We start from the raw sequence: 24,904 nt of genomic DNA, 5'->3' as shown, positions 1-24,904 counted from the left end.
TTGTTACGGTCTCCGTCGGCCACGCTACAGCCTTCGCGGGGGCCTCCGGTCCGAGATGAGCGCCGGGACCGGCAGGGGACGGACCGGTCATGAAACCCTGGTTCCGTACTGTCGTGCAAATTCCGTGTGCCGGTCGTAGGCCCCCTGTAACGCTTCCGCGACGCTTCCTTCGCGTACGGTCACGGAACGGGCACCGCGCTTGACGTGTCAGTGCCCTGGGGCAGACTTGGCCGGGAATAGCACTTTCGATCACGAGCGCGCGTGCCGCTGCCGACCGGCGCCGACGCCGATGGGGGACGCAGAGACATGAGCCAGGACGCCGGACAGGGCCGGTACGCGGGGCGCGCGCTCGCCGGCGGCCGCTACCAGCTGCGCGACTTGCTCGGCGAGGGCGGCATGGCCTCGGTGCACCTGGCGTACGACTCGGTGCTGGACCGACAGGTCGCCATCAAGACACTGCACACCGAGCTGGGCAGGGAACAGGCCTTCCGCGAGCGCTTCCGCCGCGAGGCCCAGGCGGTGGCCAAGCTCACGCACACCAACATCGTCTCGGTCTTCGACACCGGCGAGGACGATCTGGGCGGCGCGACGATGCCGTACATCGTCATGGAGTACGTCGAGGGACGGCCGCTCGGCTCGGTGCTCGACGAGGACGTCCGGCAGCAGGGCGCGATGCCCGCCGACAAGGCGCTGAGGATCACCGCGGACGTACTGGCGGCCCTGGAGATCAGCCACGAGATGGGCCTGGTCCACCGGGACATCAAGCCGGGCAACGTGATGATGACCAAGCGCGGCGTGGTCAAGGTGATGGACTTCGGCATCGCCCGCGCCATGCAGTCCGGCGTGACGTCGATGACGCAGACCGGCATGGTCGTCGGCACCCCCCAGTACCTCTCGCCGGAGCAGGCCCTGGGGCGCGGCGTGGACGCCCGCTCCGACCTGTACTCGGTCGGCATCATGCTCTTCCAGCTGGTCACCGGTCGGCTGCCGTTCGACGCGGACTCGCCGCTGGCCATCGCGTACGCGCACGTGCAGGAGGAGCCGGTCGCCCCGTCGAGCGTCAACCGCTCCCTGCCGCCGGCCGTGGACGCGCTGGTGGCCCGCGCGCTGAAGAAGAACCCGAACGAGCGCTTCCCCAGCGCCGAGGCCATGCGCGACGAGTGCCTGCGCGTGGCGGCCTCCTTCCACGCCGCCCCGCCGAGCATCGTGCCCGGCGCGAGCACGCCGAGCGGCGCGGGCGTCGGCTCCGCGGTGTTCCCGCCGGTCGACCAGACCACCCCGGCGCCCACGGGCCCGGTCCAGACGCCCTACCAGCCGACGCCGGCCCCGAACCCGTACGGCGCCCCCGCGCCCGCCGCGCCCTCCCCCGCGTACGGCTACCCCCACCAGGGCGGCTACCAGACGCCGGCCGGGTACCCCCCGCAGAACCCGTCGACCCCGCCGCCGTACAACCTCGCGCCGACGGCCCCCGCGTCCGGTTCCGCGGGCGGCGGCAGGTCCAACAAGCTGCTGATCATCGGCTCCGTCGTGGTCGCCGTCCTGGTGGTCGGCGGCCTGATCGGCGCGCTGTCGATGAACGACGGCGGTGACGACGAGGCCAAGGGCGGGGACAGCACCGCGTCGGCGTCCAAGGCGGCGGGCTACCGCGGACCGGACACGACGAAGACGATCGAGAAGGACGAGTGCACCGAGCCGCGGGAGGCGTACAACGACCCCGAGAAGATCGAGGTGCCGGACTTCACGTTCAAGTACATCGGCTCGGTCAAGGAGTGCTTCAACGCCGCCGGCTGGACGATGAAGGTCGTCCCCGTCGACGAGAACACCTACGGCGAGGGCTCGGTCCGGGAACAGTTCCCCGCGCCCGGTACGGACGTCGACCCGGCGGACATGCCGCAGATCCAGCTCAAGGTCTCGACGGGCAACCCGCCCTCCTCCTGACCCGCGCGTCGTGACGCCGAGGGCCCGGCAGCCGGTGCTGCCGGGCCCTCGGCGGTGTCGGAGGTGGAGGGGCGTCCCGCCCCACGGGTGAGAGGGTCGTCCCTACAGGTAGGGGCCGCCGGTGCGGGGACCCGCGTGCGGCTCCTCGCCGTCCTGGCCGACGCCCGGAGGCAGGGCTCGGCGCATCTGCTCCAGCTGCGCCCGCGCGGCCATCTGCTGGGCGAACAGCGTGGTCTGGATGCCGTGGAACAGGCCCTCCAGCCAGCCGACCAGCTGGGCCTGGGCGATCCGCAGTTCGGCGTCGGTCGGGGTCACGTCGTCCGTGAAGGGCAGGGAGAGCCGCTCCAGCTCCTCGACCAGCTCCGGGGCCAGTCCGTCCTCCAGCTCCTTCACCGAGCTGGCGTGGATCTCCTTGAGCCGGGCCCGGCTCGCCTCGTCCAGGGGCGCGACGCGCACCTCCTCCAGCAGCTGCTTGATCATGCTGCCGATCCGCATGACCTTGGCAGGCTGCTCCACCTGCTCGGTCACCGGGGTTTCGCGGGAGTCGTCGTCTCCTCCGCCGCCGCTGAGCGCCATTCCGTCCTGGCCGACGACCAGGATCTGGGGGTTCTCCGGCGACCTGTCGTTCCTCGGCATCTCCATGGCGCCCATTCTCTCGCACCGGTGGGTGCCCTCAGGGCGGTGCCCCCGGAGAAGGACGTCACCACCACCCCCAGGGGAGTCCGAAATGCCGGACTCGCTGGTGGGTGTGAGGATTGTTCCGTCGATTGCGGCGATTGATCATCACCGGGAGGGGGGTCACGGACGTGACTCCATGGCTGCGCACACTGCGAGTGACGGGACTGGTGGCAGTGGTGGGCGCGGGGGCGCTGGTGACACCGTGCGCGGTGGGGCCGGCGCACGGTGCGGGGTTCTCGTCGGGTGGGGCCGTGGTGTCCCCCCCGTCTCCGGGACCGGCCGCGACGTCGGGCCGGGGAAAGGCCACCGACCCGGGAGGCCCCGCGGGGCCCGACGGCCACGACGGGCCCGATGACCACGATCGGCCCCCGACGCACGACGGCCACGACAGTCACAGCGGTCACGTGGGCCCGGACGCCGTCCCCACCGCCCGGCCCACGGCGGACGCCGGTCCGGCCCGGCGGCCGACGTCCGCACCGGCGCGCGGCTCCGCGGCGCCCACGCCGCCCGCCCCCTCGTCGCCCGTCCCTTCGTCACCGCCCCCCTCGGTGACCGGGCCCAGCGCGGCGGGCCCGGGGCACTTCCGGCCGGGGAGCAGGCCGGGCGGGCGGTGGCAGTGGCCCGGACGCCCCGCGGCCCGCGAGCGGCACGGGCACGGCCCGGCCGAGCTCACCGGCGAGGCGGTGATCGGTGGCGGCGGCGCGCACCTCCTGGACGGAGGCGCGCACCTCCTGGGCGGAACGGACGCCGCCGTACCCCTCGAGGAGCCCGCCCCGGTGACCTCCGCGCCCCCGCCCGGGAACCGGCCACAGGTCGGCACCCGCGCCGGGGAGTCCACCGAGCCACTGCTGCGGGTGCTGCCGCTCGGCGGCGGACTGGTCCTCATCGGTCTCGGACTGGCCCTGGCCTTCGTCGGTCTCCGACTGCGGCGGGTCTAGAGACACCTACGCCGAGGTGACCAGCAGCACCTTCCCGATGTGGCCGCTCTCCTCCACGATCCGGTGCGCGGCGGGGGCCTCGCTCATCGGCAGTTCGCGGTCGACGACCGGGCGGACGTGGCCCCCGGCGAGCAGCGGCCAGACGTGTTCGCGTACGGCCGCCACGATCGCCGCCTTCTCCGCCGGCGGGCGGGCGCGCAGCGAGGTCGCGCTGACCGCGGCGCGCTTGGCGAGGAGCGTGCCGATGTTCAGCTCGCCCTTCCGGCCGCCCTGCATGCCGATGATCGCCAGTCGGCCGTTGACGGCGAGTGCCTGGACGTTGCGGTCCAGGTAGGCGGCGCCCATGTTGTCGAGGATGACGTCGGCGCCCGCGCCGTCCGTCGCCTCCTGCACCTCGGCGACGAAGTCCTGCTCCCGGTAGTTGATCAGGATGTCGGCGCCCAGCTCGGCACAGCGCTCCAGCTTCTCCCTGGTGCCCGCCGTCACGGCGACCTTGGCGCCGACGGCCTTGGCGAGCTGGATCGCCATGGTGCCGATCCCGCTGGAACCGCCGTGCACGAGCAGCGTCTCGCCGGGGCGCAGATGGGCGACCATGAAGACGTTGGACCAGACCGTGCAGACCACTTCGGGCAAGGCGGCCGCCTGCTTCAGGTCGACGCCCTCGGGCACCGGCAGCAGCTGTCCGGCCGGTACGGCGACCTTGTCGGCGTAGCCGCCACCCGCGAGCAGCGCGCACACCTCGTCCCCGACGGACCAGCCGGACACGCCCGCGCCGAGCGCGGCCACGCGTCCGGAGCACTCCAGGCCGGGGTAGGGGGAGGCGCCGGGCGGGGGGTCGTAGAAGCCCTGGCGCTGCATGATGTCGGCGCGGTTGACGGCGCTGGCCGTCACCTCGACCAGGACCTCGCCGTCGCCGGGCACGGGGTCGGGGACCTCGGCCCGCACCAGCGCCTCGGGGCCTCCGGGTTCGGGAATCGTGATCGCATGCATGAAGGCGACGCTACTCCTCGGTTCCCGGCCGGGCCTCCCGGCCTGGGCCCCGGTCGGAGGACCCTGCGACATCGGGACCGTCCACCGGGAAAACCCTGTGCGCGACCGATGAGTCCGAGCGATGGTGAAGGTCTTCCCCTGCGTACCCCACGAACGCGGAAGGACCCAGTATGAGCACGCACACGTCCGGGCTCGCGATCGAGACCGCGGGGCTGGTGAAGACGTTCGGCGAGACCCGGGCCGTGGACGGCGTGGACCTCGCGGTGCCCGCCGGCACGGTCTACGGCGTCCTCGGCCCGAACGGCGCCGGAAAGACCACCACGGTGAAGATGCTCGCCACCCTGCTGCGGCCGGACGGCGGTCAGGCCCACGTCTTCGGCCACGACGTCGTGCGCGAGGCCGACGAGGTGCGCGGCAGGGTGAGCCTCACCGGACAGTACGCCTCCGTGGACGAGGACCTCACCGGCACCGAGAACCTGGTCCTGCTGGGCCGGCTCCTCGGGCACGGCAAGGCGGCCGCGCGGGAGCGGGCCGCCCAGCTGCTGGCGGCCTTCGGACTGACGGACGCGGCAGCGAAGCAGGTCAAGCACTACTCGGGCGGCATGCGCCGGCGCATCGACATCGCCGCGTCCATCCTCAACACCCCCGACCTGCTCTTCCTCGACGAGCCGACCACCGGCCTCGACCCGCGCAGCCGCAACCAGGTCTGGGACATCGTGCGCGCGGTCGTCGCCCAGGGCACGACCGTGCTGCTGACCACGCAGTACCTGGACGAGGCCGACCAGCTGGCGTCCCGGATCGCCGTCATCGACCGGGGCAAGGTGATCGCCGAGGGCACGAAGGGCGAGCTGAAGGCGTCCGTCGGGGCCGGCACCGTCCACCTGCGGCTGCGGGACGCCGGCCAGCGGCCGGAGGCCGAGCGGGTGCTCCGGGACGTGCTCCTCGCCGAGGTGCAGCTGGACCCCGACCCGGTGGCCCTGACCGCCCGCCTCGGCGTGGCGGCGAGCGACACGGCCGCCGAGCAGGCCGCCAAGGCGCTCGGGGAGCTGGCCCGGGCCGGCATCACCGTCGACAACTTCTCCCTCGGACAGCCCAGCCTCGACGAGGTCTTCCTGGCGCTGACCGGGCACGACACCAGCCAGGGCACCGGCACCGGCACCGGCACTGACACGAAGGACGAGGTGGCGGCATGAGCACGGCCACGAGCACCGAGAACAAGGAACTCTCCGCGGTCAGCACCGAGTCGCTGGCGGCCCTGCTGGTCGCCAGGGAGCGTCCGCCGCGGCCCGGCTCCCTGTCCACGTCGCTGACGTTCGGATGGCGCGCGATCCTCAAGATCAAGCACGTGCCCGAGCAGCTCTTCGACGTCACCGCGTTCCCGATCATGAACCTGCTGATGTTCACGTACCTCTTCGGTGGTGCGCTGGCCGGTTCACCCGGTGACTACATCCAGTTCGTGCTGCCGGGCATCCTCGTGATGTCGGTCGTGATGATCACGATGTACACCGGGGTCTCGGTGAACATCGACATCGAGAAGGGCGTCTTCGACCGCTTCCGCTCGCTGCCGATCTGGCGGCCGTCGGCGATGGTCGGCTATCTGCTCGGTGACGCGCTGCGCTACACGATCGCCTCGGTCGTGATGCTCGCCGTGGGTCTGCTGCTCGGATACCGGCCCGCCGGCGGGTTCGGCGGTGTGATCGCCGGGATCGTGCTGCTCCTGGTGTTCTCGTTCGCCTTCTCGTGGATCTGGACGATGTTCGGGCTGATGCTGCGCACCGAGAAGTCGGTGATGAGCGTCAGCATGATGGTGATCTTCCCGCTCACCTTCCTGTCCAACGTCTTCGTCGACCCGAAGACCATGCCGGGCTGGCTGCAGGCCTTCGTCAACAACAGCCCGATCACGCATCTGGCGTCCGCGGTGCGCGGACTGATGGCGGGCGACTGGCCCGGCGTCGAGATCGCCTGGACGCTGGGCTGGGCGGGCCTGTTCCTGCTTGTCTTCGGCCCGGTCACGATGCGGCTGTACAACCGCAAGTAGCCGCACGGCCCGGAACCGGCGGCACCGTCAGTCGCGCGGCAGCGGGCGGGCGTCGGGCGCCACGTGCGTGGTCGGCGTCGCCCGCACGATCGTGATCAGGCGGTCCGTCAGCTCCAGCCCGCCGACAGCCGGATCGTCGTAGCCGAGCACCCGGTGCCCGCGGACCACGCTCACCACCAGGTCGTCCGTCTCGCGCGGCGTCTTGCCCACCTCGGCCTTTATGACCGGACGCTCGACGAGGTCGAGACCGCTGCCCTGGCTGATGAGGTCCTCCATGACCATGCCGGCGGCCGGGCTGAGCACGGAGAGGCCGAGCAGACGGCCCGCGGCACTGGCGCTGGTGATCACGGCGTCGGCGCCGGACTGCTTCAGCAGCGGCGCGTTCTCCTCCTCGCGGACCGCGACCACGATGTTCGCGCCACGGTTGAGCTGCCGGGCCGTCAGCGTCACCAGTACGGCCGTGTCGTCGCGCTGGGTGGCGACGATGATCTGCTTCGCCCGGTACACCTCGGCCCGGTTCAGCACGTCACTGCGCGTCGCGTCCCCCACCACCCCCGCGTAACCGTGGGCCGTCGCGGCCTCGATGGCCTTGCCACTCGGGTCGACGACGACGACCTGTTCCTTCCGCAGCCCGGTCGCACAGACGGTCTGGATCGCCGAGCGCCCTTTCGTGCCGAAGCCGACGACGACGGTGTGATCGCGCAAGGCGGACCTCCAACGGGTCAGGCGCCACTCCTCCCGAGTGCGTTCGGTGAGGGCTTCCAGCGTGGTGCCGACGAGGATGATCAGGAACAGCACGCGCAGGGGCGTGATGACGAAGATGTTGGTCAGCCGGGCGGCGTCACTGACGGGCGTGATGTCGCCGTACCCGGTGGTGGAGAGGGTGACGGTGGCGTAGTAGAAGGCGTCGAGGAGGTCGACGGAGCCGTCGGAGTTGTCGTTGTAGCCGTCGTGGTCGGCGTAGACGATGAAGGCGGTCGCGACGAGGACCACCAGAGCCACCGAGAGCCGCTTGCCGACCTGGCGGATCGGGTGTTCCACCAGCTTCCTCGGGAGTCTCACCGGATGGGTCACGAGGTGTTCGTCCGCCTGGCGGGCGATCGCGTCCTGGCCCGGAAGTTTCACGTGAAACACACTCCGATTCCGCCGGTTGCCCAGGGCAGGTCGAGCAGTTCGGTTTCCTGGTCCGGTCCTGCTCCGCCCGGTGGTACGACGGCCAGGGCGTCGGCCGCCGCGACGCCGCGCAGCATGGCCGGACCGTTGTAACGCAGCGGCACGGCGGCCTCGCCGCGCAGGACCACGGGGACGAGCCGGGTGTCGTACGGGTGCCCGTGCACCGCGTCCCGCAGCGGCATGGTGTACGGCTCCGGCGCCGGGCGGGCGGCGAGGGTGCGCAGCAACGGCTCGGCGAGCGTGAGGAGGCCGGAGACGGCGGCGAGGGGATTGCCGGGCAGGCCGACGAGGTGCTGGTCGTCCTTGAGGCGGGCCAGCAGCATGGGGTGACCGGGGCGTACCTCGACGCCGTCCACGAGGAGTTCGGCCCCGGTGCGGTGCAGGGTCGGGTGGACGTGGTCGACGGGGCCCGCCGCGGTGCCCCCGGTCGTCACGATCAGGTCGGCGTCGGAGGAGGTGACGGCGCGGTGCAGGGCCTCGGCGTCGTCACCGATCCGGCGGACCGCCCGGACCTCGGCTCCCAGGGCCCGCAGCCAGGGCGGCAGCATCGGGCCGAGGGCGTCCCGGACGAGGCCGTCGTGCGGAAGGCCCTCGGTGAGCAGTTCGTCGCCGAGGACGAGGACGTCGACGCGGGGGCGGGGGATCACCGTGAGCGTGTCGTACCCCGCGGCTGCCGCGAGGCCCAGGACGGCCGGGGTGACGAGAGTGCCGACGGGCAGCAACTGGTCGCCGCTGCGGCACTCCTGGCCGCGCGGGCGGATGTCCTGGCCGTGGACGACCCCCCGGGTGGCGTGCAGACGGTCCTTGCCGTCGGTACGGCCGTGCTCCGTGCGCAGGACGGCGGTGGTGTCCAGGGGGATGCGGGCGCCGGTGGCGATACGGGCGGCCTCGCCGTCGGTGAGGCGCGCGGGCTCCGCGTGTCCGGCCAGCACGCCCTCGTCGCGCACGGTCCAGGGGCCCGGTCCGGCGACGGCCCAGCCGTCCATCGCGGAAGTGTCGAAGGAGGGCAGGTCGGTGAGGGCGGGGAGCGGCACGGCCAGGGTGAGGCCGAGGGCTGCCTCCAGGGGCACCGAGAGGGGGGTGCGGCGGGCGCCACGGACGGCGGCGCGGGCGGCGCGCCCGGCGGTCTCCCGTGCCTGCGGCCAGGGGGTCGAGCGGTGGCGGGGCTCCGCCGGCCGGGGCGGAGCGCCGCGGTGACCGTGGGGCGTGGTGGACGGAGGCGTCGGCGCGTGGTCGTGGCGGCCCTGCGGCGGGCCGGGGTACTCGTTCACGAGGGCGAGCGCCTCCTCGACGTCGAGGTCTTCCGCTTCCTCGCCGGCCCGGATGCCGGGGGTGGTCATCGGGCGTCCGGCCGGGTGTCGGGAGTGGCGTCGGGAGCCGTGTCGGGTGTGCCCACGGTGGAAGCGGTTCCGGCGCCGGCGGCCTCTTCCGCCCAGCGCCGGGCGAGGGCGGCGGCCTTGCCGGCCGCCTCGGCGACGGCCTCGGGGTCTCCTCCGGCCCGTCCGGCCGCGTAACCGACGAGGAAGGTGGTCAGGGGGGCCGCGGGCCTGGCCACTCCGTGGGCGGCGTCACGGGCGAGGTCGAGCAGCAGGCGGGTGTCGACGTCGAGGTCGATGCCCAGCTCGTCCTTGGCTGCGGAAATCCATTCGTCCAACACGTGCCCATGCTCCCTGATGCGTGCCCTTGCGGTGGCGATGTCTTCCCAGGTGTCGCAGTCGAAGGACGCGACGGCGTCGGTGGTGCGGGTGAGCCGGAGGGCGCCGGTCAGGCGGCGCAGGGGCAGCCCGGTGAGGTCGGCGCGGTCCCGGGTGAGCGCCGCGAGCTCGCGGCGGAGCGCGGAGGCACGGTAGGCGGCGACGAGGGGCTGGTCGCGGCCGTCGGCGTCGGTGAGCAGCACGCCGTCGGCGCCGCTCCCGGCGAGGGCCGACAACAGGGTGCCGACGGTCCGCCCGGTGAGGAACGGCAGGTCGGCCGAGACCACGACGACGTGCTCCGCCGTGGTGTGCCGCAGTCCGGCGGCGAGGGCGGCGAGCGGTCCGCCGCCGGGCGGGTCCTCCCGCGCCCAGGTCACCGGGCGCGTGGTGGGCCGGGGGTCGGCGACGACGACGGTGTTCCGCGCTCCGGCGCAGGCGGCGAGCACCCGGTCCAGCAGCGCGCGCCCGCCCACGCGGATCGCGGGCTTGTCCGTGCCGCCGAGCCGCCGGGCGGCCCCGCCGGCGAGCACGACGGCGTCGTACACGGCGGGGCCCGCACCCGGCGGGGGCACGGTCTCGGCGCCGGGGACGCCGAAGGGCTCGTACGCGGTCACCCCCTGAGTATGCGTCCCTGCGCGATCACGGGGAACGCGGGGGAGCCCCGCGATCGGAGTGCGTCCGCGAACACACTCGTCACAGGGTGCGCAGCAGCACCGCCGGCTGTTCCACACAGTCCGCCACGTACCGGAGGAAACCACCCGCCGTGCCGCCGTCGCACACCCGGTGGTCGAAGGTGAGCGACAGCTGGACGACCTGCCGCACCGCCAACTCGCCGTCGTGCACCCAGGGCTTGGGAACGATGCGGCCGACGCCGAGCATGGCCGCCTCGGGGTGGTTGATGATCGGCGTGGAGCCGTCGACGCCGAACACGCCGTAGTTGTTCAACGTGAAGGTGCCGCCGGTCAGTTCGCCGGGGGTCAGCCGGCCCGCCCGGGCCGCCTCGGTCAGCCGGGTGAACTCGGCGGTGAGCCCCTCGGCGTCCCGCGTGTGCGCGTCCCGGACGACCGGCACGACCAGTCCCCGGTCCGTCTGGGCGGCGAAACCGAGGTGGACCTGGTCGAGCCGGACGACCTCCCGGGCCTCGGTGTCGACCGTGGAGTTCAGCTCCGGGAACCGGGCCAGCGCGGCGGTGCAGATGCGGGCCAGCAGGGCGAGCAGTGAGATCTTGGGCCCGCCCGCGGCGTTCATGGCGGTGCGGGCCCGCATCAGCTCGGTCGCGTCGGCGTCCACCCAGCAGGTCGCGTCCGGGATCTCGCGCCGGCTGCGGGAGAGCTTGTCCGCGACGGCGCCGCGGACACCCTTGAGAGGGGTGCGGACGCCGCCGGCCGCCCGTCCCGCAGGGGCGGCCGGTGCCTCGACCGCGTGCGGTTCCGGCGCGGGGACCGCCGTACGGCCGCCCTGCGCGGCCGTGGCACGCAGCGCGTACTCCACGTCCGCCCGCAGGATCAGCCCGTCGGGGCCGGAGCCGGTCAGCTCGCGCAGATCCAGGCCGTTCTGCCGGGCCAGCCTGCGCACCAGCGGGGAGATGACGGGGACGGGCCCGTCCGACGGGTCGGCGTCGCGCACCCGGCCGTTCGCCCGCCCGGACTCCGCGGCGGCGGGCGCCGGCCGCACCCTGCGCCGCCGCGCCGGCGCCTCGGAGGTGCCGTATCCGACCAGGACGTTGCCCGAACCCGCGGCCTTCGTCGCCTCGGACCGCGCCGCCTCGGACCGCGCGCTTCCAGCCTGGGCGGTCCCGGCTTGGGCGGTCCCGGCCCGAGCCCTTCCGGCCGAGGCGCTCCCGGCTGGTGCACTCCCGGCCAGGGGACTCCCGGTCGCCTCGCCGCCGTCCTGTGCCGTCCCGGCCTGTGCCGTCCCGGGCTGTGTGCCCCCCGCCCGGGTGCTTCCGGCCTGAGTGCCCCCGGCCTGTGTGCCCCCGGCCGCCTCGCCGCCGGTGCCCGAGTCCCGTGCGGAGCCGCCGGCCACGGTCTCGTCCACCGCCACCGTCAGCAGCGGGGCCCCGACGGGCAGTTCGGCGCCCTCCTCGCCGAAGCGCGCGGTGACCACGCCGCCGTAGGGGCAGGGCACCTCGACCATCGCCTTGGCCGTCTCGACCTCGACGACCGGCTGGTCGACGGCGACCACGTCACCGACCTCGACCATCCAGCGCACGATCTCCGCCTCGGTGAGCCCCTCACCGAGGTCGGGGAGCCTGAACTCCAGCACCTGTGCCATCAGCTTTCGGCCTCCCACTGCAGGCGCCCCACGGCGTCCAGGATCCGGTCCACACCGGGCAGGTGGTGGCGCTCCAGCATCGGCGGCGGATACGGGACGTCGAACCCGGCCACACGCAGCACCGGCGCCTCCAGGTGGTGGAAGCAGCGCTCCGTGACCCGGGCCGCGATCTCCCCGCCCGGGCCCCCGAAGGAACCCGACTCGTGGACGACGACCGCGCGTCCCGTCCGCCGCACCGAGGCACACACCGTCTCGTCGTCGAACGGCACCAGGGAGCGCAGGTCGACGACTTCGAGGTCCCAGCCCTCGGCCCGGGCCGCCTCGGCCGCCTCCATGCAGACGACCACCGACGGCCCGTACGTGATGAGCGTGGCGCTCCGCCCCGAGCGCCGCACCACCGCGCGGCCTATCGGCTCAACGGGCGTCGGCTCCTCAGGGTTCCAGGCGTCCTTCGACCAGTACAGCCGCTTGGGCTCCAGGAAGACCACGGGGTCGTCGGAGGTGATGGCGGCACGCAGCAGTCCGTAGGCGTCGGCGACGGTCGCGGGCGTGACGACATGGAGCCCCGGAGTCGCCATGTAGTACGCCTCGGACGAATCGCTGTGGTGCTCGACGCCGCCGATGCCGCCGCCGTAGGGGACGCGGATCGTCAGGGGCAGGGGCATCTTCCCGCGCGTGCGGTTGCGCATCTTGGCGACATGGCTGACGACCTGCTCGAACGCCGGGTAGGCGAAGGCGTCGAACTGCATCTCCACCACCGGGCGCAGTCCGTACATCGCCATGCCGACGGCCGTGCCGAGGATGCCGGCCTCGGCGAGCGGGGTGTCCGTGCAGCGGTCCTCACCGAACTCCCTGGCGAGCCCGTCGGTGACCCGGAAGACGCCGCCGAGGGTGCCCACGTCCTCGCCCATGACGTGCACGCCCGGGTCGGCGGCCATGGCGTCGCGCAGCGCGCGCGTGAGGGCCTGCGCCATGGTGGCCGGCTTGACGGCGACCGTGGTCATCGGCGCGCCCCTTCCCGCCCGTCCCCGGCCACGGCCTCCGCATCCAGCTCCGCGCGCAGCTGGGCCCGCTGTTCGCGCAGGTGCGGGGTGGGCTCGGCGTAGATGTGGGCGAACAGGTCCATGGGGTCGAGCTCCGGGTCCTGGTTCATGCGCGCGCGCAGGTCGGCGGCCATGGTCTCGGCGTCCTCGCGGGCGGCCCGGACGACGTCCTCGTCGAGCAGGCCGCGCTCGGACAGCTCCCGCTCCAGCAGGTCGATCGGATCGTGCCGGCGCCAGGTCTCGACCTCGGCGTCACCCCGGTAGCGGGTCGCGTCGTCGGCGTTGGTGTGGGCCTCGACGCGGTACGTCACCGCCTCCACCAGCGTGGGGCCGCCGCCCGCGCGCGCGTGCCGTACGGCGTCGGTCAGGACCTCGTGCACGGCGGCGGCGTCGTTGCCGTCGACCAGGCGGCCGGGCATCCCGTAGCCGACGGCCTTGTGGGCCAGCGACGGGGCGGCGGTCTGCTTGGCGAGCGGGACGGAGATCGCGAAGCCGTTGTTCTGGACGAGGAAGACGACCGGTGCCTGCCAGACGGCGGCGAAGTTCAGCGCCTCGTGGAAGTCGCCCTCGCTGGTGCCGCCGTCGCCGACCATGGCCAGCGCGACCACGTCGTCGCCCTTGAGCCGGGCGGCGTGCGCGAGGCCGACGGCGTGCGGCAACTGGGTGGCGAGCGGTGTGGACAACGGGGCGACCCGGTGCTCGTAGGGGTCGTAACCGGTGTGCCAGTCGCCGCGCAGCAGGGTGAGGGCCTGGACGGGGTCGACCCCGCGGGCGACGACGGCGAGCGTGTCGCGGTAGCTGGGGAAGAGCCAGTCCCGCTCCTGGAGGGCCAGCGCGGCGGCGATCTCGCACGCCTCCTGGCCGGTGCTGGAGGGGTAGACGGCCAGCCGGCCCTGCTTGGTCAGCGCCGTGGCCTGCGCGTTGTAGCGCCTGCCGTGCACCATGCGGGTGTACAGCGTGCGCAGCAACTCGGGGTCGGCCTGCCCGGCCGCCTCGGTGCCGAGGACGCGGTACGGCTCCGCGTCGGGCAGCAGCGGCGCGGGGTCGGTACGGGGCTGCCAGGCGGGCGGCGGTGTGGGCCGGTACGCGCCCCGCTGCTCCATGACCGTCATGACGGCACCTCCTCGTGGGAGCGGCTTCGGGCTCGCCACGGGTGTGACGGGCCTCACCTACCGATTGTTCGGTCGTCGGCACATTTTGGCTACAGGCGGCCCCAGGCTGTGGACAAACGGTTCTCCACAGCCTGTGATGGACGCACTGCGTCCATGGCGGGAAGGCGGGGGGACATGGCAGCTGAACAAATGGCCGAACGCCCGGAGGAGACCGGTGGTCCGCAGGACGTCGTGCCCCCGCCGCCCCCGCGCCCGCTGGACGCCATCGACCAGGACATCCTGCGCATGCTCCAGGCGGACGGCCGCGCCTCGATACGCTCCGTCGCCGACCGGGTGCACGTTTCGCGCGCGAACGCCTACGCGCGCATCAACCGGCTCGTCGAGGACGGTGTCATCCGGGGCTTCGGCGCCCGCGTCGACCACGAGCGCGCAGGGCACGGCACGTCGGCGTACATCACCCTGAAGATCGTCCAGAACTCCTGGCGGACGGTCCGCGCACAGCTCCGCCGGCTCCCCGGCGCCTCCCACATCGCCCTGGTGGGCGGCGACTTCGACGTCCTGCTCCTCGTACACACCCCCGACAACCGGGCCCTGCGCGAACTGGTGCTCACGCGCCTCCAGGCCATCCCGGAGGTGCTCAGCACGCGCACCCTGCTGGTGTTCGAGACCGAGGACCTCGAACCGCAGAGCTGACCGGCCGGTCCGGCCACCCGGCCGCCCGGGGGCTCGGGGGCTCGGGGGCTCGGGAACCGCCGGGCGCCGACCGGTCACCGGCGGCTCAGGAAGCCTGGCGCAGCCCTCCGAACACCAGCCGCGCCACCGCGTCGACCACTTCGCGCTCGCCCGCGCCGCCCCGGCCGTCGGGACCGTCGGGGCGGTACCACTCGACGATCGAGTTGATCATGCCGAAGACCAGCCGGGTCGCGAGCCGCACCTCCACGTCCGCGCGCACGTCCCCCTCGGCCGCCGCGGCCTTCAGCAGCCCGGCGACCCGGTGGTCGAACTCGCGCCGCCGCTCCAGGGCCCACCGCTCGGTGCCGGTGTTGCCGCGCACCCGCAACAGCAGCGTCACGTAGGGCAGTTCGGCCATGAGCACCTCGACCATGCGCCGCACGACGTACTCCAGCCGTTCGGCGGCGGGCCCCACGCGCGCGTGCTCCTCGTCGAGGATCCCGAAGAGCTCGTCCAGGGCCCGGCTCACGGCCCTGCGCAGCAGTTCCTCCTTGCCGCTGACGTGGTGGTATATGGACGACTTGGAGATCCCGGCCGCCTTGGAGAGGTGCTCCATGGAGGTGCCGTCGTAGCCGCGCTCGATGAACACCTGCACGGCGACGGACAGCAGCGTCTCCGGGGTGTACGTGTCGCGCCTGGCGGTGGTCATGAGGGGGTGCCCTCCCCTGCGTCGGAGACGTGCACGTGGTGGCGGAGCGCGGGCGACGGGGCGTACCGACCCGTGGGTTCACGCCGGTGCAGCTCGCCCAGCAGGTCGTACACCCGGCCGAGCCCCCATGCCCGGCTCCATGCGAAGGGGCCGAGCGGGTAGTTCACCCCGAGGCGCATCGCGGTGTCGATGTCGTCCTTCGAGGCCACGCCCCTGGCAGCCGCGTCGTACGCCAGGTCGATGATCCGCGCGACCGTCCGCGCCACGATCATGCCGGGTACGTCGCCGACGACGCTGACCTTCTTGCCGAGCGCCTGGAAGAGGCCGGTGGCCTCGGCGAGGGTGCGGGGCGAGGTGCGCCCGGAGGGGGCCAGGGCGATGCGGGCGGCCCGCCGGTAATCGAGAGCGAGGTCGAAGTGGACGACGTCGCCGGTCCCGGCCGAGGTCTGCCCGCCGGTGAGGAGGAGCGCGCCGCCGCCGGGCAGCGCGAGCGCCCCGTGGCCGCCGTCCTCCTCACGGACCTCGACGCCCGCCTCACGGATCAGACCGACCAGCTCACGGGCCGGGCCCAGGTCACCCTTGACGACGACGTACGCGGGCCGGCCGGCCGGTTCGGCGGTGTGCGGCTCGGGCCGCCCGGCCCCGTCCCGGTAGTCGTACCAGCCCTGTCCGCTCTTGCGGCCGAGGCGGCCGGACTCGACCAGGCGGCGCTGGGCGAGCGACGGCGTGAAGCGCACGTCCTGGAAGAATGCCTGCCACACGGAGTGCGTGACGGCCTCGTTGACGTCCTGGCCGATGAGGTCGGTCAGCTCGAAGGCGCCCATCCGGAAGCCGCCCGACTCGCGCAGCACGGCGTCGATGGTGGCCGGGTCGGCGCCCCGCGCCTCGTACACCGCGAACGCCTCCGCGTAGAAGGGGCGGGCGACCCGGTTGACGACGAAGCCCGGGGTGTCGGCGCAGGCGACCGGGGTCTTGCCCCAGGCGCGGGCCGTCTCGTGCGCGCGCCTGGCCGACGCCGGGTCGGTCGCGAACCCGGAGACCACCTCCACCAGCGGCAGCAGCGGCGCGGGGTTGAAGAAGTGCAGGCCGACGAAGCGGCCGGGGGCGCGCAGCGCGCCGCCGACGGCGGTGACGGACAGGGAGGAGGTGTTCGTGGCGAGCAGGCAGTCGTCGCCGACCACGTCCTCCAGGGCGCGGAACAGCTCCTGTTTGACCTCCAGCCGCTCCAGGACCGCCTCGACGACCAGCGCGCAGTCGGCGAGCTCGGCGAGGCTGTCGGCGGGCCGCAGCCGGGCCCGGGCCGCGTCCCGCTCGTCGCCGGTGAGCCGTTCCTTCTCGACGAGCCGGTCGAGCCGGGCGCCGATCGCGTCGGCCGCTTCCCGGGCCCGCCCGGGGACGGCGTCGTACAGCCGTACGGGATGGCCCGCGACCAGCGCCACCTGGGCGATGCCCTGCCCCATGGTGCCGGTGCCGACGACGGCCACGGTGCTGCTGAGGTCGAGTGCTGTCATGTGCGCGATCCTCCCGCACGGGGTTTTCCACAGATGCGGCGGTCCCCCTTGTCCCGACCGATCGTTCGGTTACTCTAGCCGTATCCACCCACCCGCCGCCCACCACGGCCCCGAACGAGGCGCTACACACCGCACCTACCGCATTACTGCCCAGGTTTCCCCAGGTCACGACTCGACGGAGAGTCCGTGAGACGAGGAGTTGGTCCCCATGGCCGCCGAACTCACCGCGCACCAGCTGATCGCCCAGCACCGGCCGACCCTGGACCTGGCGCTCGAAACGATCCGCACGCGCGCGTACTGGTCCCCCCACCCCGAGCACCCCAAGGCCTACGGGGAGAACGGCAGCCTGGACATGGCGGCGGGCAAGGCCGCCTTCGACGCCCTGCTCGGCACCCGCCTCGACCTCGGCCAGCCCGGCACCGACGACTGGGTCGGCGGCGAGGTCTCCCCGTACGGCGTCGAGCTGGGCGTGACCTACCCGCACGCGGACGTCGACGTGCTGCTGCCCGCCATGAAGGCCGGGCAGAAGGCGTGGCGGGACGCCGGCGCGGAGCTGCGCGCGATGGTCTGCCTGGAGATCCTGAAGCGGATCGCCGACCGCACCATGGAGTTCGCCCAGGCGGTCATGCACACCTCCGGGCAGGCCTTCATGATGGCCTTCCAGGCGGGTGGCCCGCACGCCCAGGACCGCGGCCTGGAGGCGGTGGCGTACGCCTACGCGGAGCAGTCCCGCACCCCCGGCACGGCGGAGTGGACCAAGCCCCAGGGCAAGCGCGACCCGCTGGCGCTGACCAAGCGGTTCACGCCGGTCCCGCGCGGCATCGGCCTCGTCATCGGCTGCAACACCTTCCCCACCTGGAACGGCTACCCGGGCCTGTTCGCCTCCCTCGCCACCGGCAACGCGGTCCTGGTCAAGCCCCACCCCCGCGCGGTGCTGCCGCTCGCGCTCACCGTGCGGGTCGCGCGCGACGTCCTCGCCGACGCCGGCTTCGACCCGAACCTGGTCGCACTGGCCGCCGAGCGCCCCGGCGAGGGCATCGCCAAGACCCTGGCGACCCGCCCCGAGATCCGGATCATCGACTACACCGGCTCCACCTCCTTCGGCGACTGGCTGGAGGCCAACGCCCGCCAGGCACAGGTCTTCACCGAGAAGGCCGGCGTCAACACGGTGATCGTGGAGTCGACCGACGACTACCAGGGGATGCTCGCCAACCTGGCGTTCTCGCTGTCCCTCTACAGCGGCCAGATGTGCACCACCCCGCAGAACCTGCTGATCCCCCGTGACGGCATCCGCACCGACCGGGGCACCAAGTCCTACGACGAGGTGACCGCCGACCTGGCGCGGGCCGTCGACGGCCTCCTCGGCGACGACGCGCGCGCCAACGCCCTGCTCGGCGCCATCGTCAACCCGGACGTCAAGGCCCGCCTGGAAGCCGCCGCGGGGCTCGGCGAGGTCGCCCTGGCATCCCGCGAGGTGACCCACCCGGACTTCCCGGACGCGGTCGTGCGCACACCGGTGATCGTGAAGCTGGACGGCGCCAAGCCCGACGACGAGGCCGCCTACACCAGCGAGTGCTTCGGCCCCGTCTCCTTCGCGGTCGCCGTCGACTCCGCCACGCACGCGGTGGACCTGCTGCGCCGCAGCATCCGGGAGAAGGGCGCGATGACCGTCGGCGCGTACACGACCGACGCGGAGGTCGAACAGGCCGTGCAGGAGGCCTGCCTGGAGGAGGCCGCCCAGCTCTCCCTCAACCTCACCGGCGGTGTGTACGTCAACCAGACGGCCGCCTTCTCCGACTTCCACGGCTCCGGCGGCAACCCGGCGGCCAACGCGGCCCTGTGCGACGGGGCGTTCGTCGCCAACCGCTTCCGGGTGGTGGAGGTGCGCCGGCAGGCCTAGGGCCTGCCGTGGCCGGCGTCCCCGGTGGCGCTCCAGTGGTACAGCGTCATGGCCACACTGGTCGCGAGGTTGTAGCTGGAGACCTGGGGGCGCATCGGCAGCGCCACCAGATGGTCGGCACGCGCGCGCAGCTCGCGCGACAGCCCGCTGCGCTCGGAGCCGAACGCGAGCAGTGCGTCGTCCGGCAGCTTCAGACCGCGGATGTCCTCGCCCTCCGGGTCCAGGGCGAACACCGGGCCCGGAGGCAGCTCCCCGACGTCCAGCCGCTCCACGGCGGTCGCGAAGTGCAGCCCCGCCCCACCGCGCACCACCGTGGGGTGCCACGGGTCCAGCGTGCCCGTGGTGACCACACCGGTCGCCCCGAAGCCGGCGGCCAGCCGGATCACCGCCCCCGCGTTGCCGAGGTTGCGCGGCTGGTCCAGGACCACGACGGGCGTGCGCCGGGGCGTTCGGGCCAGCGCACGCAGGTTGGCGGTCCGCGAGGGCCGTACCGCCAGGGCGGCCACCGCGGTGGGGTGCGGCCGGGCGACGAGGGACGCGTACGTCTCGTGCGGCACCTGGGCCAGCAGGCCGTCCAGGGCGTCGCGTACGTCCGGCGCCAGTTCGTCGGCGAGGGCCAGGGACCCCGCGCGGTCGCTGGTGACGGCCACCGGGACCTCGGCGCCGAAACGCAGCGCGTGCTTGAGGGCGTGGAAGCCGTCAAGCAGCACGCACGGACCGGCGTGCGCACGCCAGGCCGCCAGGGCGGCGGCCGCGTCCGGTTCCCCCGGGCCGGAGCCGCCGGTGCCGGGTTCGTCGGGGCCGCGGTCGGGGTCGGTCATGCCCTGAAGCCTACGTGCGTACGCGCGGGGTCCTGCTCGCCCTGCTCGCCGTCCGCACGGACGCTGCCCGCCTCGCCCTCGGGGGCGCGGGGGCCGGGCACCGTCGCCGTCGCGCCGTCCACGCGTCCGGGCCGCAGACGGCCCGGCAGCCCTGCCGCCAGCCGGCCACGCGCACGTGCCGTCCAGTTCCCCAGACGGCGCAGGAACGAGGTCGGCAGGAAGACCGCGTCGGCGGCGATCATCGCCAGCGAGAAGAACGGCAGCCCGAGCACCACGGCGATCACCGCGTGCTCGGTCATCATGGCCGCCAGCAGCACGTTCTTGACGCGCCGGTTGAACAGCGTGAACGGGAACGCGACCTGCACGACGACCGTGCCGTACGTGATGAACATGATCATCGTGCCGTTGGCGGCCAACGCCTCGGACAGGGCGGGCCAGGGCGAGAAGTACTCCAGATGCAGCGGGTAGTAGACCGCGGTGCCGTCCTGCCAGCGCGATCCCTGGACCTTGTACCAGCCGGCGGTCGCGTAGATCAGACAGGCCTCGGCCATGATCACGACCAGCGCGCCGTTGTGCACGATGTCGGTGACCACGTCGAGCAGCCGGCGCGGCTCGCCGCTCCCGGTTCCCCGTCCCACGACCCACCACAGACCCTGCGCGACCCACACCGCCCACAGCAGCGCCGGGACGAGGCGGTCGCCGTCCAGCCCGCCCGCCAGCGTCACCGTGACCAGCGCGAAGCCCAGCACGCACCACAGCGCCGGCCCGGCCCGGTCCACGACACGCTCACCACGCGCGCGTGCCTCGTCCGCGCGCCGCGCCCGGCGCGCGTCCAGCGACCAGACCTGGCCGCACCGCGTGAGCACCAGGTAGATGCTCATCAGGTGCAGGACGTTGTCGCCGCCGTCCCCCATGAAGACACTGCGGTTCTGCAGCGAGAGCACGCCGACCATGAAGAGCACGGACATGGTCCGGGTGCGCCACCCCAGCAGGAGCAGCACACTGCTCAGGACGGCCAGCGCGTAGACGATCTCGAACCACGTCCGCCCGTCCGACCACATCAGCACCGTGAAGGCGCCGTTGTCGGCGATCAGCTGCTCGGCGAGGTCGTGGCTCCAGGGCCCGTCGGGGCCGTACAGCTCGAGCCGGTGGGGCAGCTCACGCAGCAGGAAGAGCAGCCAGGTGGCGCTGAACCCGATGCGGATCACGGCGGTCTGGTACGGGCCGAGCGCGGCGCCGGTGACGCGGGCGATGCCGCGGGAGACCGAGCGGGCGATGCCGTTCACGCGGCGCCCCCTTCCGACTCACGGGCGGACACCGACCACCAGGGCAGTTCGCGGTAGGTCGGCCGGTCGGAGACCTTCTCGCCGCTCCAGGGGGGCGGCTTCACGTTGGTGGTGCGGGACCGGTACTGGACGCGTTCGACGACGTCCCCCGGTCCGGCGGCCTCGTTCCGGTCCAGCCGCAGGACGGCTATACGCCGCAGGTAGGTCTCGGACAGCGTGCCCCGCAGGCCCACCGGGCGGTCTTCGGAGTCGTGGGTGGCGACGAAGAAGTCCCAGGCCCGGCGGAGTTCGTTCTGCTGGGTGTGGCTCGGCAGCGGGTTGCCGTCGATGGCCCGGCCGTCCTCGGCGGACAGGTCGTACCAGCCGGTCGTCCGTATCCCGCCCTCCGCCGTACTCACCTCGGCGCGGACCTGGACGGAGATGTTCTGCTGGAGCGGGTTGGGCGCGAAGAGCTTCCAGTTCTGTTCGAACTCCGGGTAGACCCAGTCGCCCACCGCGTCGCCGTGCTGCTTGGTGAGGGTGTTGGCCGGGGCCACGTGCAGGAACACCAGGCCTATGTGGGCGCAGACGGCGACCGCGACGACCACGAGGGCGGCCACGGCCCCGACCTGGTAGCGCGTCGACAGCGCGGCGAGTCCGGTACGGGGCTCGGCGGACGCCTCAGCGGCTCCGGCGGGGGGCTCGACGGGCACGTCAGCGGTTCCCGCAGGGGCCTCGGCAGACGCCGTACGGACCCCGGCAGGCGCCTCGGCGGACGCCGTACGGACCCGGGCGGGGGCCTCAGCGGACGCCGCACGGACCCCGGCGGGGGCCTCAGCAGGCGCCTCGGCGGACGCCGTACGGCTGTCGGCGCCGTCGTCCGGGATCTCCGCCCCGACGGGTGCGCCGGCCCTCTCCGGGCCCTCCGCCCCGGCGGTGCCCTCCGGCCGGGACGGCTCTCCAGGCCCAACCGGACCAACCGGCCCAACCGGTCCGCCCCGTTTCTCCGCCCGAGACGGCTCACCAGGCCCACCAGGCCCAACCGGTCCGCCCGGCTTCCCCCTCCGACCCGGCCCACCGGACCGGCCCGGACCGCCCGAGCCCTCCCGCTCGTCCGGCCCCTTCCAGGCGTCCGAGCCTGTGTCGTACGCGTCCATTCCGCCCCGTTCCGGTCCCGATCCGCCGTTCCGTCCGCCCCTCCCCGGGACGCGTGCGCGCCAGTCGTGCGGCGGCCCGGCAGCGCTCGCACGCGAACGGTACTCAGGACCGTCCGCCCGCACAGCCCCGGTGGACCGATCGCGGCGCGGCCGTCACCCACATCCGCCCCCGCACCCCGGGCACCCACGGTGGCCGGAGACGGACCGGACGGCCTGGGGAACGCCTCAGAGAACGTGTCCCGGCTGGCCCTTCCCGTCCACCACGGGACGGCCGGCCGCGGCCCACACCTGCATGCCGCCGTCGACGTTCACGGCGTCCAGGCCCTGCTGGACCAGGTACATGGTGACCTGGGCCGAGCGCCCGCCGGAGCGGCAGATCACATGGACCCGGCCGTCCTGCGGCGCGGCCTCGGTCAGCTCACCGTACCGGGCCACGAACTCGCTGAGGGGAATGTGCAGCGCCCCCGCGGCGTGACCCGCCTGCCACTCGTCGTCCTCACGGACGTCCAGCAGGAAGTCGTCGTCCTTGAGGTCCTGGACCCCGACCGTGGGCACACCAGCTGCGAAACTCATGCCCCAGACGCTACCCGAGCCACCGGCAGGCTCAACTCCGGCCGAGCTCCGCCAGCTCCGCCTCCCGCTCGCGCACCTGGGTCGCCAGCTGATCGGCGATCTCCTCCAGGAGACGGTCGGGGTCGTCCGGGGCCAGCCGGAGCATGGCACCGATCGCGCTCTCCTCCAGCTCCTTGGCGAGCAGCGTGAGCATCTCCTTGCGCCGGTCGAGCCATTCGAGGCGGGCGTATAGCTCCTCGCCACGGCTCGGACGCCGCTCGGGCGCCGGACCGGCGGCCCACTCCTCGGCCAGCTTCCGCAGCTCCCCCTCGTCGCCGCGGGCGTAGGCGGCGTTGACCCGGGTGATGAACTCCTCACGCCGGACCCGCTCGCCCTCCTCCTGCGCCAGGTCGGGATGGGCCTTGCGGGCCAGCTCGCGGTAGAGCCGGCGGGCCTCCTCGCCGGGCCGCACCCGCTGCGGGGGCCGCACCGCCTGTTCCGTGAGCATCGCCGTGGCCTCGGGGAACAGCCCGTCCCCGTCCATCCACCCGTTCAGCAGTTCCTCGACGCCGGGGATCGGCATCAGCCGCGCCCGCGCCTCGTCGGCCCGGCGCAGGTCCTCGGGGTCGCCGGTGCGGGCCGCCCTGGCCTCCAGGATCTGCGCCTCCAGCTCCTCGAGCCGCGCGTACACCGGTCCCAGCCGCTGTTCGTGCAGCCGCGAGAAGTTCTCGACCTCCACGCGGAAGGTCTCCAGCGCGATCTCGTACTCGATGAGTGCCTGCTCGGCGGCCCGTACGGCCTGCTCCAGCCGCTCCTCGGGCCGCGGCGCACCACCCTGCTCGGGCTCAGCTTCCGGCGTCGTCACCCGACCAGCCTAGGCCACGACCGGCCCGCCCCTCCGACCCGCCGGGCGGACCGCGGGGCCCTCACACGCCCAGCTCCGCCGCGACCCGCCCCGCCCGCACCGCGGCGACCAGCTCGGCGTGGTCGGCCTCCGTACGGTCGGCGTAGGCCACGGCGAATGCGGCCACCGCCCCGTCCAGTTCGTCGTTCTTGCCGCAGTAGCCGGCGATGAGGCGCGGGTCGGCGCTGTGCGCGTGGGCACGGGCCAGCAGGGCGCCGGTCATCCGGCCGTAGTCGTCCATCTGGTCGGCGGCCAGGGCGGCGGGGTCGACGCTGCCCTTGCGGTTGCGGAACTGCCGCACCTGGAACGGCCGCCCGTCGACCGAGGTCCAGCCCAGCAGGATGTCGCTGACCACCTGCATCCGCTTCTGCCCCATGACCACCCGGCGGCCCTCGTGCCCGGCCTCGGGGACGCCGAACCCGGCGGTCGCCAGGTGGGGCAGCAGCGCGGAGGGGCGGGCCTCCTTCACCTGGAGCACGAGCGGTTCGCCGCGGTGGTCCAGGAGCAGCACGACGTACGACCGCGTGCCCACGCTGCCGGTGCCCACGACGCGGAAGGCGACGTCGTGCACCGCGTACCGGGCCAGCAGCGGCAGCCGGTCCTCGGAGAGCGTGGCCGGGTAGTGCTCGAGGGAGGCCGCGACCCGCGCCGCCTCCCCGTCCGGGACGCGCCGCAGCACCGGCGGGGCGTCGACGAAGCGCCGCCCGCCGTCCTCGGTGGCCTCGGTCGACCTCGCCGCGAAGCGCCCACTGGTGTTGGCCCGCGCCTTCTCACCCACTCGCTCCAGCGTGCCGAGCAGGTCGTGGGCGTCGGTGTGGGAGACGAGCTCCTCGTCCGCGATGGCGTTCCAGGCGTCCAGCGCGGGGAGCCTCGCCAGCAGCCGCATGGTGCGCCGGTAGGCGCCCACCGCGTCGTGGGCGGCCTCGCGGCAGGTGTCCTCGTCGGCGCCGGCCTCCCGGCCCGCGAGGACGAGCGAGGCGGCGAGCCGCTTGAGGTCCCACTCCCAGGGGCCGTGCACCGTCTCGTCGAAGTCGTTGAGGTCGATGACCAGGCCGCCCCGGGCGTCGCCGTAGAGCCCGAAGTTGGCGGCGTGCGCGTCACCGCAGATCTGGGCGCCGATCCCCGTCGTCGGCGTGCGCGCCAGGTCGTACGCCATCAGGCCCGCCGACCCGCGCAGGAAGGCGAACGGCGTGGCCGCCATCCGCCCGGCCCGTATCGGGGTGAGCTCCGGTATCCGGCCCCGGTTGGACTCCTCGACCGCGCTGACCGCGTCCGGCCGGGAGCCGTCCAGGTCGAGGGCGGCGTGCGCGGACCTCGGCACGCGCCCGCGCAGCGCCTTGCCCTCCGCCTTGGGGGACCCGCCGACGGGCCACCGCGCGAACCCGGGCACGGCCGGCACCCGCACACCCCCCTCCGCGCCCGCCGTCGGACCCGCCCCCCTGTCCTCCGCCGCACGCGTCTTCACGCCCGTGCCCGCACCCGCACGCGTCTTCACGCCCGTGCCCGCACCCGCACCCGTCTTCACGCCCGTGCCC

General features: G+C 73.7%; 22 protein-coding genes. 6 read left to right on the top strand and 16 right to left on the bottom strand.

Features of this window, described 5'->3' with window-relative positions; all coding sequences use genetic code 11:
• The first annotated feature begins 306 nt into the window (after positions 1–306).
• The gene (locus KUM32_RS04260; RefSeq protein WP_217140416.1) at positions 307–1,938 is read left to right on the top strand and encodes a Stk1 family PASTA domain-containing Ser/Thr kinase; all 1,632 of its coding nucleotides are present in this window, start codon (positions 307–309) and stop codon (positions 1,936–1,938) included.
• 102 nt (positions 1,939–2,040) lie between these two features.
• Here the strand turns inward: KUM32_RS04260 and KUM32_RS04255 are convergent, their stop codons facing one another.
• The gene (locus KUM32_RS04255; protein ID WP_217140415.1) at positions 2,041–2,580 is read right to left on the bottom strand and encodes a bacterial proteasome activator family protein; all 540 of its coding nucleotides are present in this window, start codon (positions 2,578–2,580) and stop codon (positions 2,041–2,043) included.
• 584 nt (positions 2,581–3,164) lie between these two features.
• Here KUM32_RS04255 and KUM32_RS04250 point away from each other — a divergent pair.
• The gene (locus tag KUM32_RS04250) at positions 3,165–3,554 is read left to right on the top strand and encodes a hypothetical protein (protein WP_217140414.1); all 390 of its coding nucleotides are present in this window, start codon (positions 3,165–3,167) and stop codon (positions 3,552–3,554) included.
• 6 nt (positions 3,555–3,560) lie between these two features.
• Here KUM32_RS04250 and KUM32_RS04245 read toward each other — a convergent pair whose 3' ends face one another.
• A complete protein-coding gene (locus KUM32_RS04245) occupies positions 3,561–4,544 on the bottom strand; it encodes an NAD(P)H-quinone oxidoreductase (protein WP_217140413.1) in 984 nt (327 codons plus the stop codon).
• A gap of 170 nt (positions 4,545–4,714) precedes the next feature.
• On the opposite strand from KUM32_RS04245, the gene KUM32_RS04240 reads away from it, so the two are divergent.
• Both KUM32_RS04240 and KUM32_RS04235 read left to right on the top strand, forming a co-directional pair.
• On the top strand, positions 4,715–5,737 hold the full coding sequence (locus tag KUM32_RS04240) for an ATP-binding cassette domain-containing protein (protein WP_217140412.1): 1,023 nt from the start codon (positions 4,715–4,717) through the stop codon (positions 5,735–5,737).
• Positions 5,734–6,582 (top strand): ABC transporter permease, encoded by an 849-nt coding sequence (locus tag KUM32_RS04235; RefSeq protein ID WP_217140411.1) that lies wholly within the window; start codon positions 5,734–5,736, stop codon positions 6,580–6,582. The genes KUM32_RS04240 and KUM32_RS04235 overlap by 4 nt, the downstream gene beginning before the upstream one ends.
• Before the next feature lie 27 nt (positions 6,583–6,609).
• On the opposite strand, the gene KUM32_RS04230 is transcribed toward KUM32_RS04235, so the two are convergent.
• The 6 genes from KUM32_RS04230 to pdhA form a co-directional block, all read right to left on the bottom strand.
• Entirely contained in the window at positions 6,610–7,707 is a 1,098-nt protein-coding gene (locus tag KUM32_RS04230; protein WP_217140410.1) for a TrkA family potassium uptake protein, read from the bottom strand.
• Positions 7,704–9,095 carry a molybdopterin molybdotransferase MoeA gene (locus KUM32_RS04225; RefSeq protein WP_217140409.1) on the bottom strand — a complete coding sequence of 464 codons (1,392 nt, stop codon included), beginning with the start codon at positions 9,093–9,095 and terminating at the stop codon, positions 7,704–7,706. Before KUM32_RS04225 ends, KUM32_RS04230 begins: the two co-directional genes overlap by 4 nt.
• The gene (locus KUM32_RS04220; RefSeq protein ID WP_217140408.1) at positions 9,092–10,063 is read right to left on the bottom strand and encodes an NTP transferase domain-containing protein; all 972 of its coding nucleotides are present in this window, start codon (positions 10,061–10,063) and stop codon (positions 9,092–9,094) included. Before KUM32_RS04220 ends, KUM32_RS04225 begins: the two co-directional genes overlap by 4 nt.
• A gap of 79 nt (positions 10,064–10,142) precedes the next feature.
• Positions 10,143–11,723 (bottom strand): dihydrolipoamide acetyltransferase family protein, encoded by a 1,581-nt coding sequence (locus tag KUM32_RS04215; RefSeq protein WP_217140407.1) that lies wholly within the window; start codon positions 11,721–11,723, stop codon positions 10,143–10,145.
• Positions 11,723–12,727: an alpha-ketoacid dehydrogenase subunit beta gene (locus tag KUM32_RS04210; protein ID WP_217140406.1), complete on the bottom strand. Its 1,005-nt coding sequence runs from the start codon at positions 12,725–12,727 to the stop codon at positions 11,723–11,725. The genes KUM32_RS04215 and KUM32_RS04210 overlap by 1 nt, the downstream gene beginning before the upstream one ends.
• Complete coding sequence (gene pdhA, locus KUM32_RS04205) at positions 12,724–13,878, bottom strand: pyruvate dehydrogenase (acetyl-transferring) E1 component subunit alpha (protein ID WP_217140405.1); 1,155 nt, start codon at positions 13,876–13,878, stop codon at positions 12,724–12,726. Before pdhA ends, KUM32_RS04210 begins: the two co-directional genes overlap by 4 nt.
• A 174-nt stretch (positions 13,879–14,052) precedes the next feature.
• Between pdhA and KUM32_RS04200 the strand changes: the two genes are divergently transcribed.
• Entirely contained in the window at positions 14,053–14,571 is a 519-nt protein-coding gene (locus tag KUM32_RS04200; RefSeq protein WP_374227481.1) for an Lrp/AsnC family transcriptional regulator, read from the top strand.
• Positions 14,572–14,656: 85 nt separating this feature from the next.
• Here KUM32_RS04200 and KUM32_RS04195 read toward each other — a convergent pair whose 3' ends face one another.
• Positions 14,657–15,259 (bottom strand): TetR/AcrR family transcriptional regulator, encoded by a 603-nt coding sequence (locus tag KUM32_RS04195; protein ID WP_217140404.1) that lies wholly within the window; start codon positions 15,257–15,259, stop codon positions 14,657–14,659.
• Positions 15,256–16,770, bottom strand: coding sequence for a 3-hydroxyacyl-CoA dehydrogenase (locus KUM32_RS04190; protein WP_217140403.1), 1,515 nt, complete (start codon positions 16,768–16,770; stop codon positions 15,256–15,258). The genes KUM32_RS04195 and KUM32_RS04190 overlap by 4 nt, the downstream gene beginning before the upstream one ends.
• A 208-nt stretch (positions 16,771–16,978) precedes the next feature.
• Here KUM32_RS04190 and paaN point away from each other — a divergent pair, with 208 nt between their 5' ends.
• Positions 16,979–18,670, top strand: coding sequence for a phenylacetic acid degradation protein PaaN (gene paaN, locus KUM32_RS04185; RefSeq protein WP_217140402.1), 1,692 nt, complete (start codon positions 16,979–16,981; stop codon positions 18,668–18,670).
• Here paaN and KUM32_RS04180 read toward each other — a convergent pair.
• The 6 genes from KUM32_RS04180 to KUM32_RS04155 form a co-directional block, all read right to left on the bottom strand.
• Complete coding sequence (locus KUM32_RS04180) at positions 18,667–19,491, bottom strand: RNA methyltransferase (protein WP_217140401.1); 825 nt, start codon at positions 19,489–19,491, stop codon at positions 18,667–18,669. The two genes, paaN and KUM32_RS04180, sit on opposite strands and share 4 nt — an antisense overlap.
• Entirely contained in the window at positions 19,488–20,777 is a 1,290-nt protein-coding gene (locus KUM32_RS04175; RefSeq protein WP_217140400.1) for an HTTM domain-containing protein, read from the bottom strand. The genes KUM32_RS04180 and KUM32_RS04175 overlap by 4 nt, the downstream gene beginning before the upstream one ends.
• Positions 20,774–21,469 carry a DUF5819 family protein gene (locus KUM32_RS45195; protein ID WP_374227480.1) on the bottom strand — a complete coding sequence of 232 codons (696 nt, stop codon included), beginning with the start codon at positions 21,467–21,469 and terminating at the stop codon, positions 20,774–20,776. Before KUM32_RS45195 ends, KUM32_RS04175 begins: the two co-directional genes overlap by 4 nt.
• 669 nt (positions 21,470–22,138) lie before the next feature.
• Positions 22,139–22,468 carry a rhodanese-like domain-containing protein gene (locus tag KUM32_RS04165; RefSeq protein WP_217140453.1) on the bottom strand — a complete coding sequence of 110 codons (330 nt, stop codon included), beginning with the start codon at positions 22,466–22,468 and terminating at the stop codon, positions 22,139–22,141.
• A 49-nt stretch (positions 22,469–22,517) separates the two neighbouring features.
• Positions 22,518–23,330 (bottom strand): hypothetical protein, encoded by an 813-nt coding sequence (locus KUM32_RS04160; RefSeq protein ID WP_217140398.1) that lies wholly within the window; start codon positions 23,328–23,330, stop codon positions 22,518–22,520.
• A gap of 61 nt (positions 23,331–23,391) precedes the next feature.
• Positions 23,392–24,834 (bottom strand): DUF2252 domain-containing protein, encoded by a 1,443-nt coding sequence (locus KUM32_RS04155; RefSeq protein ID WP_374227482.1) that lies wholly within the window; start codon positions 24,832–24,834, stop codon positions 23,392–23,394.
• Positions 24,835–24,904: the final 70 nt, after the last annotated feature.

It is taken from the genome of Streptomyces sp. AC627_RSS907 (genome assembly GCF_019049165.1).
The sequence above is the reverse complement of the archived record's forward strand: the minus strand, read 5'-3'. Positions and strand labels throughout refer to the sequence as shown.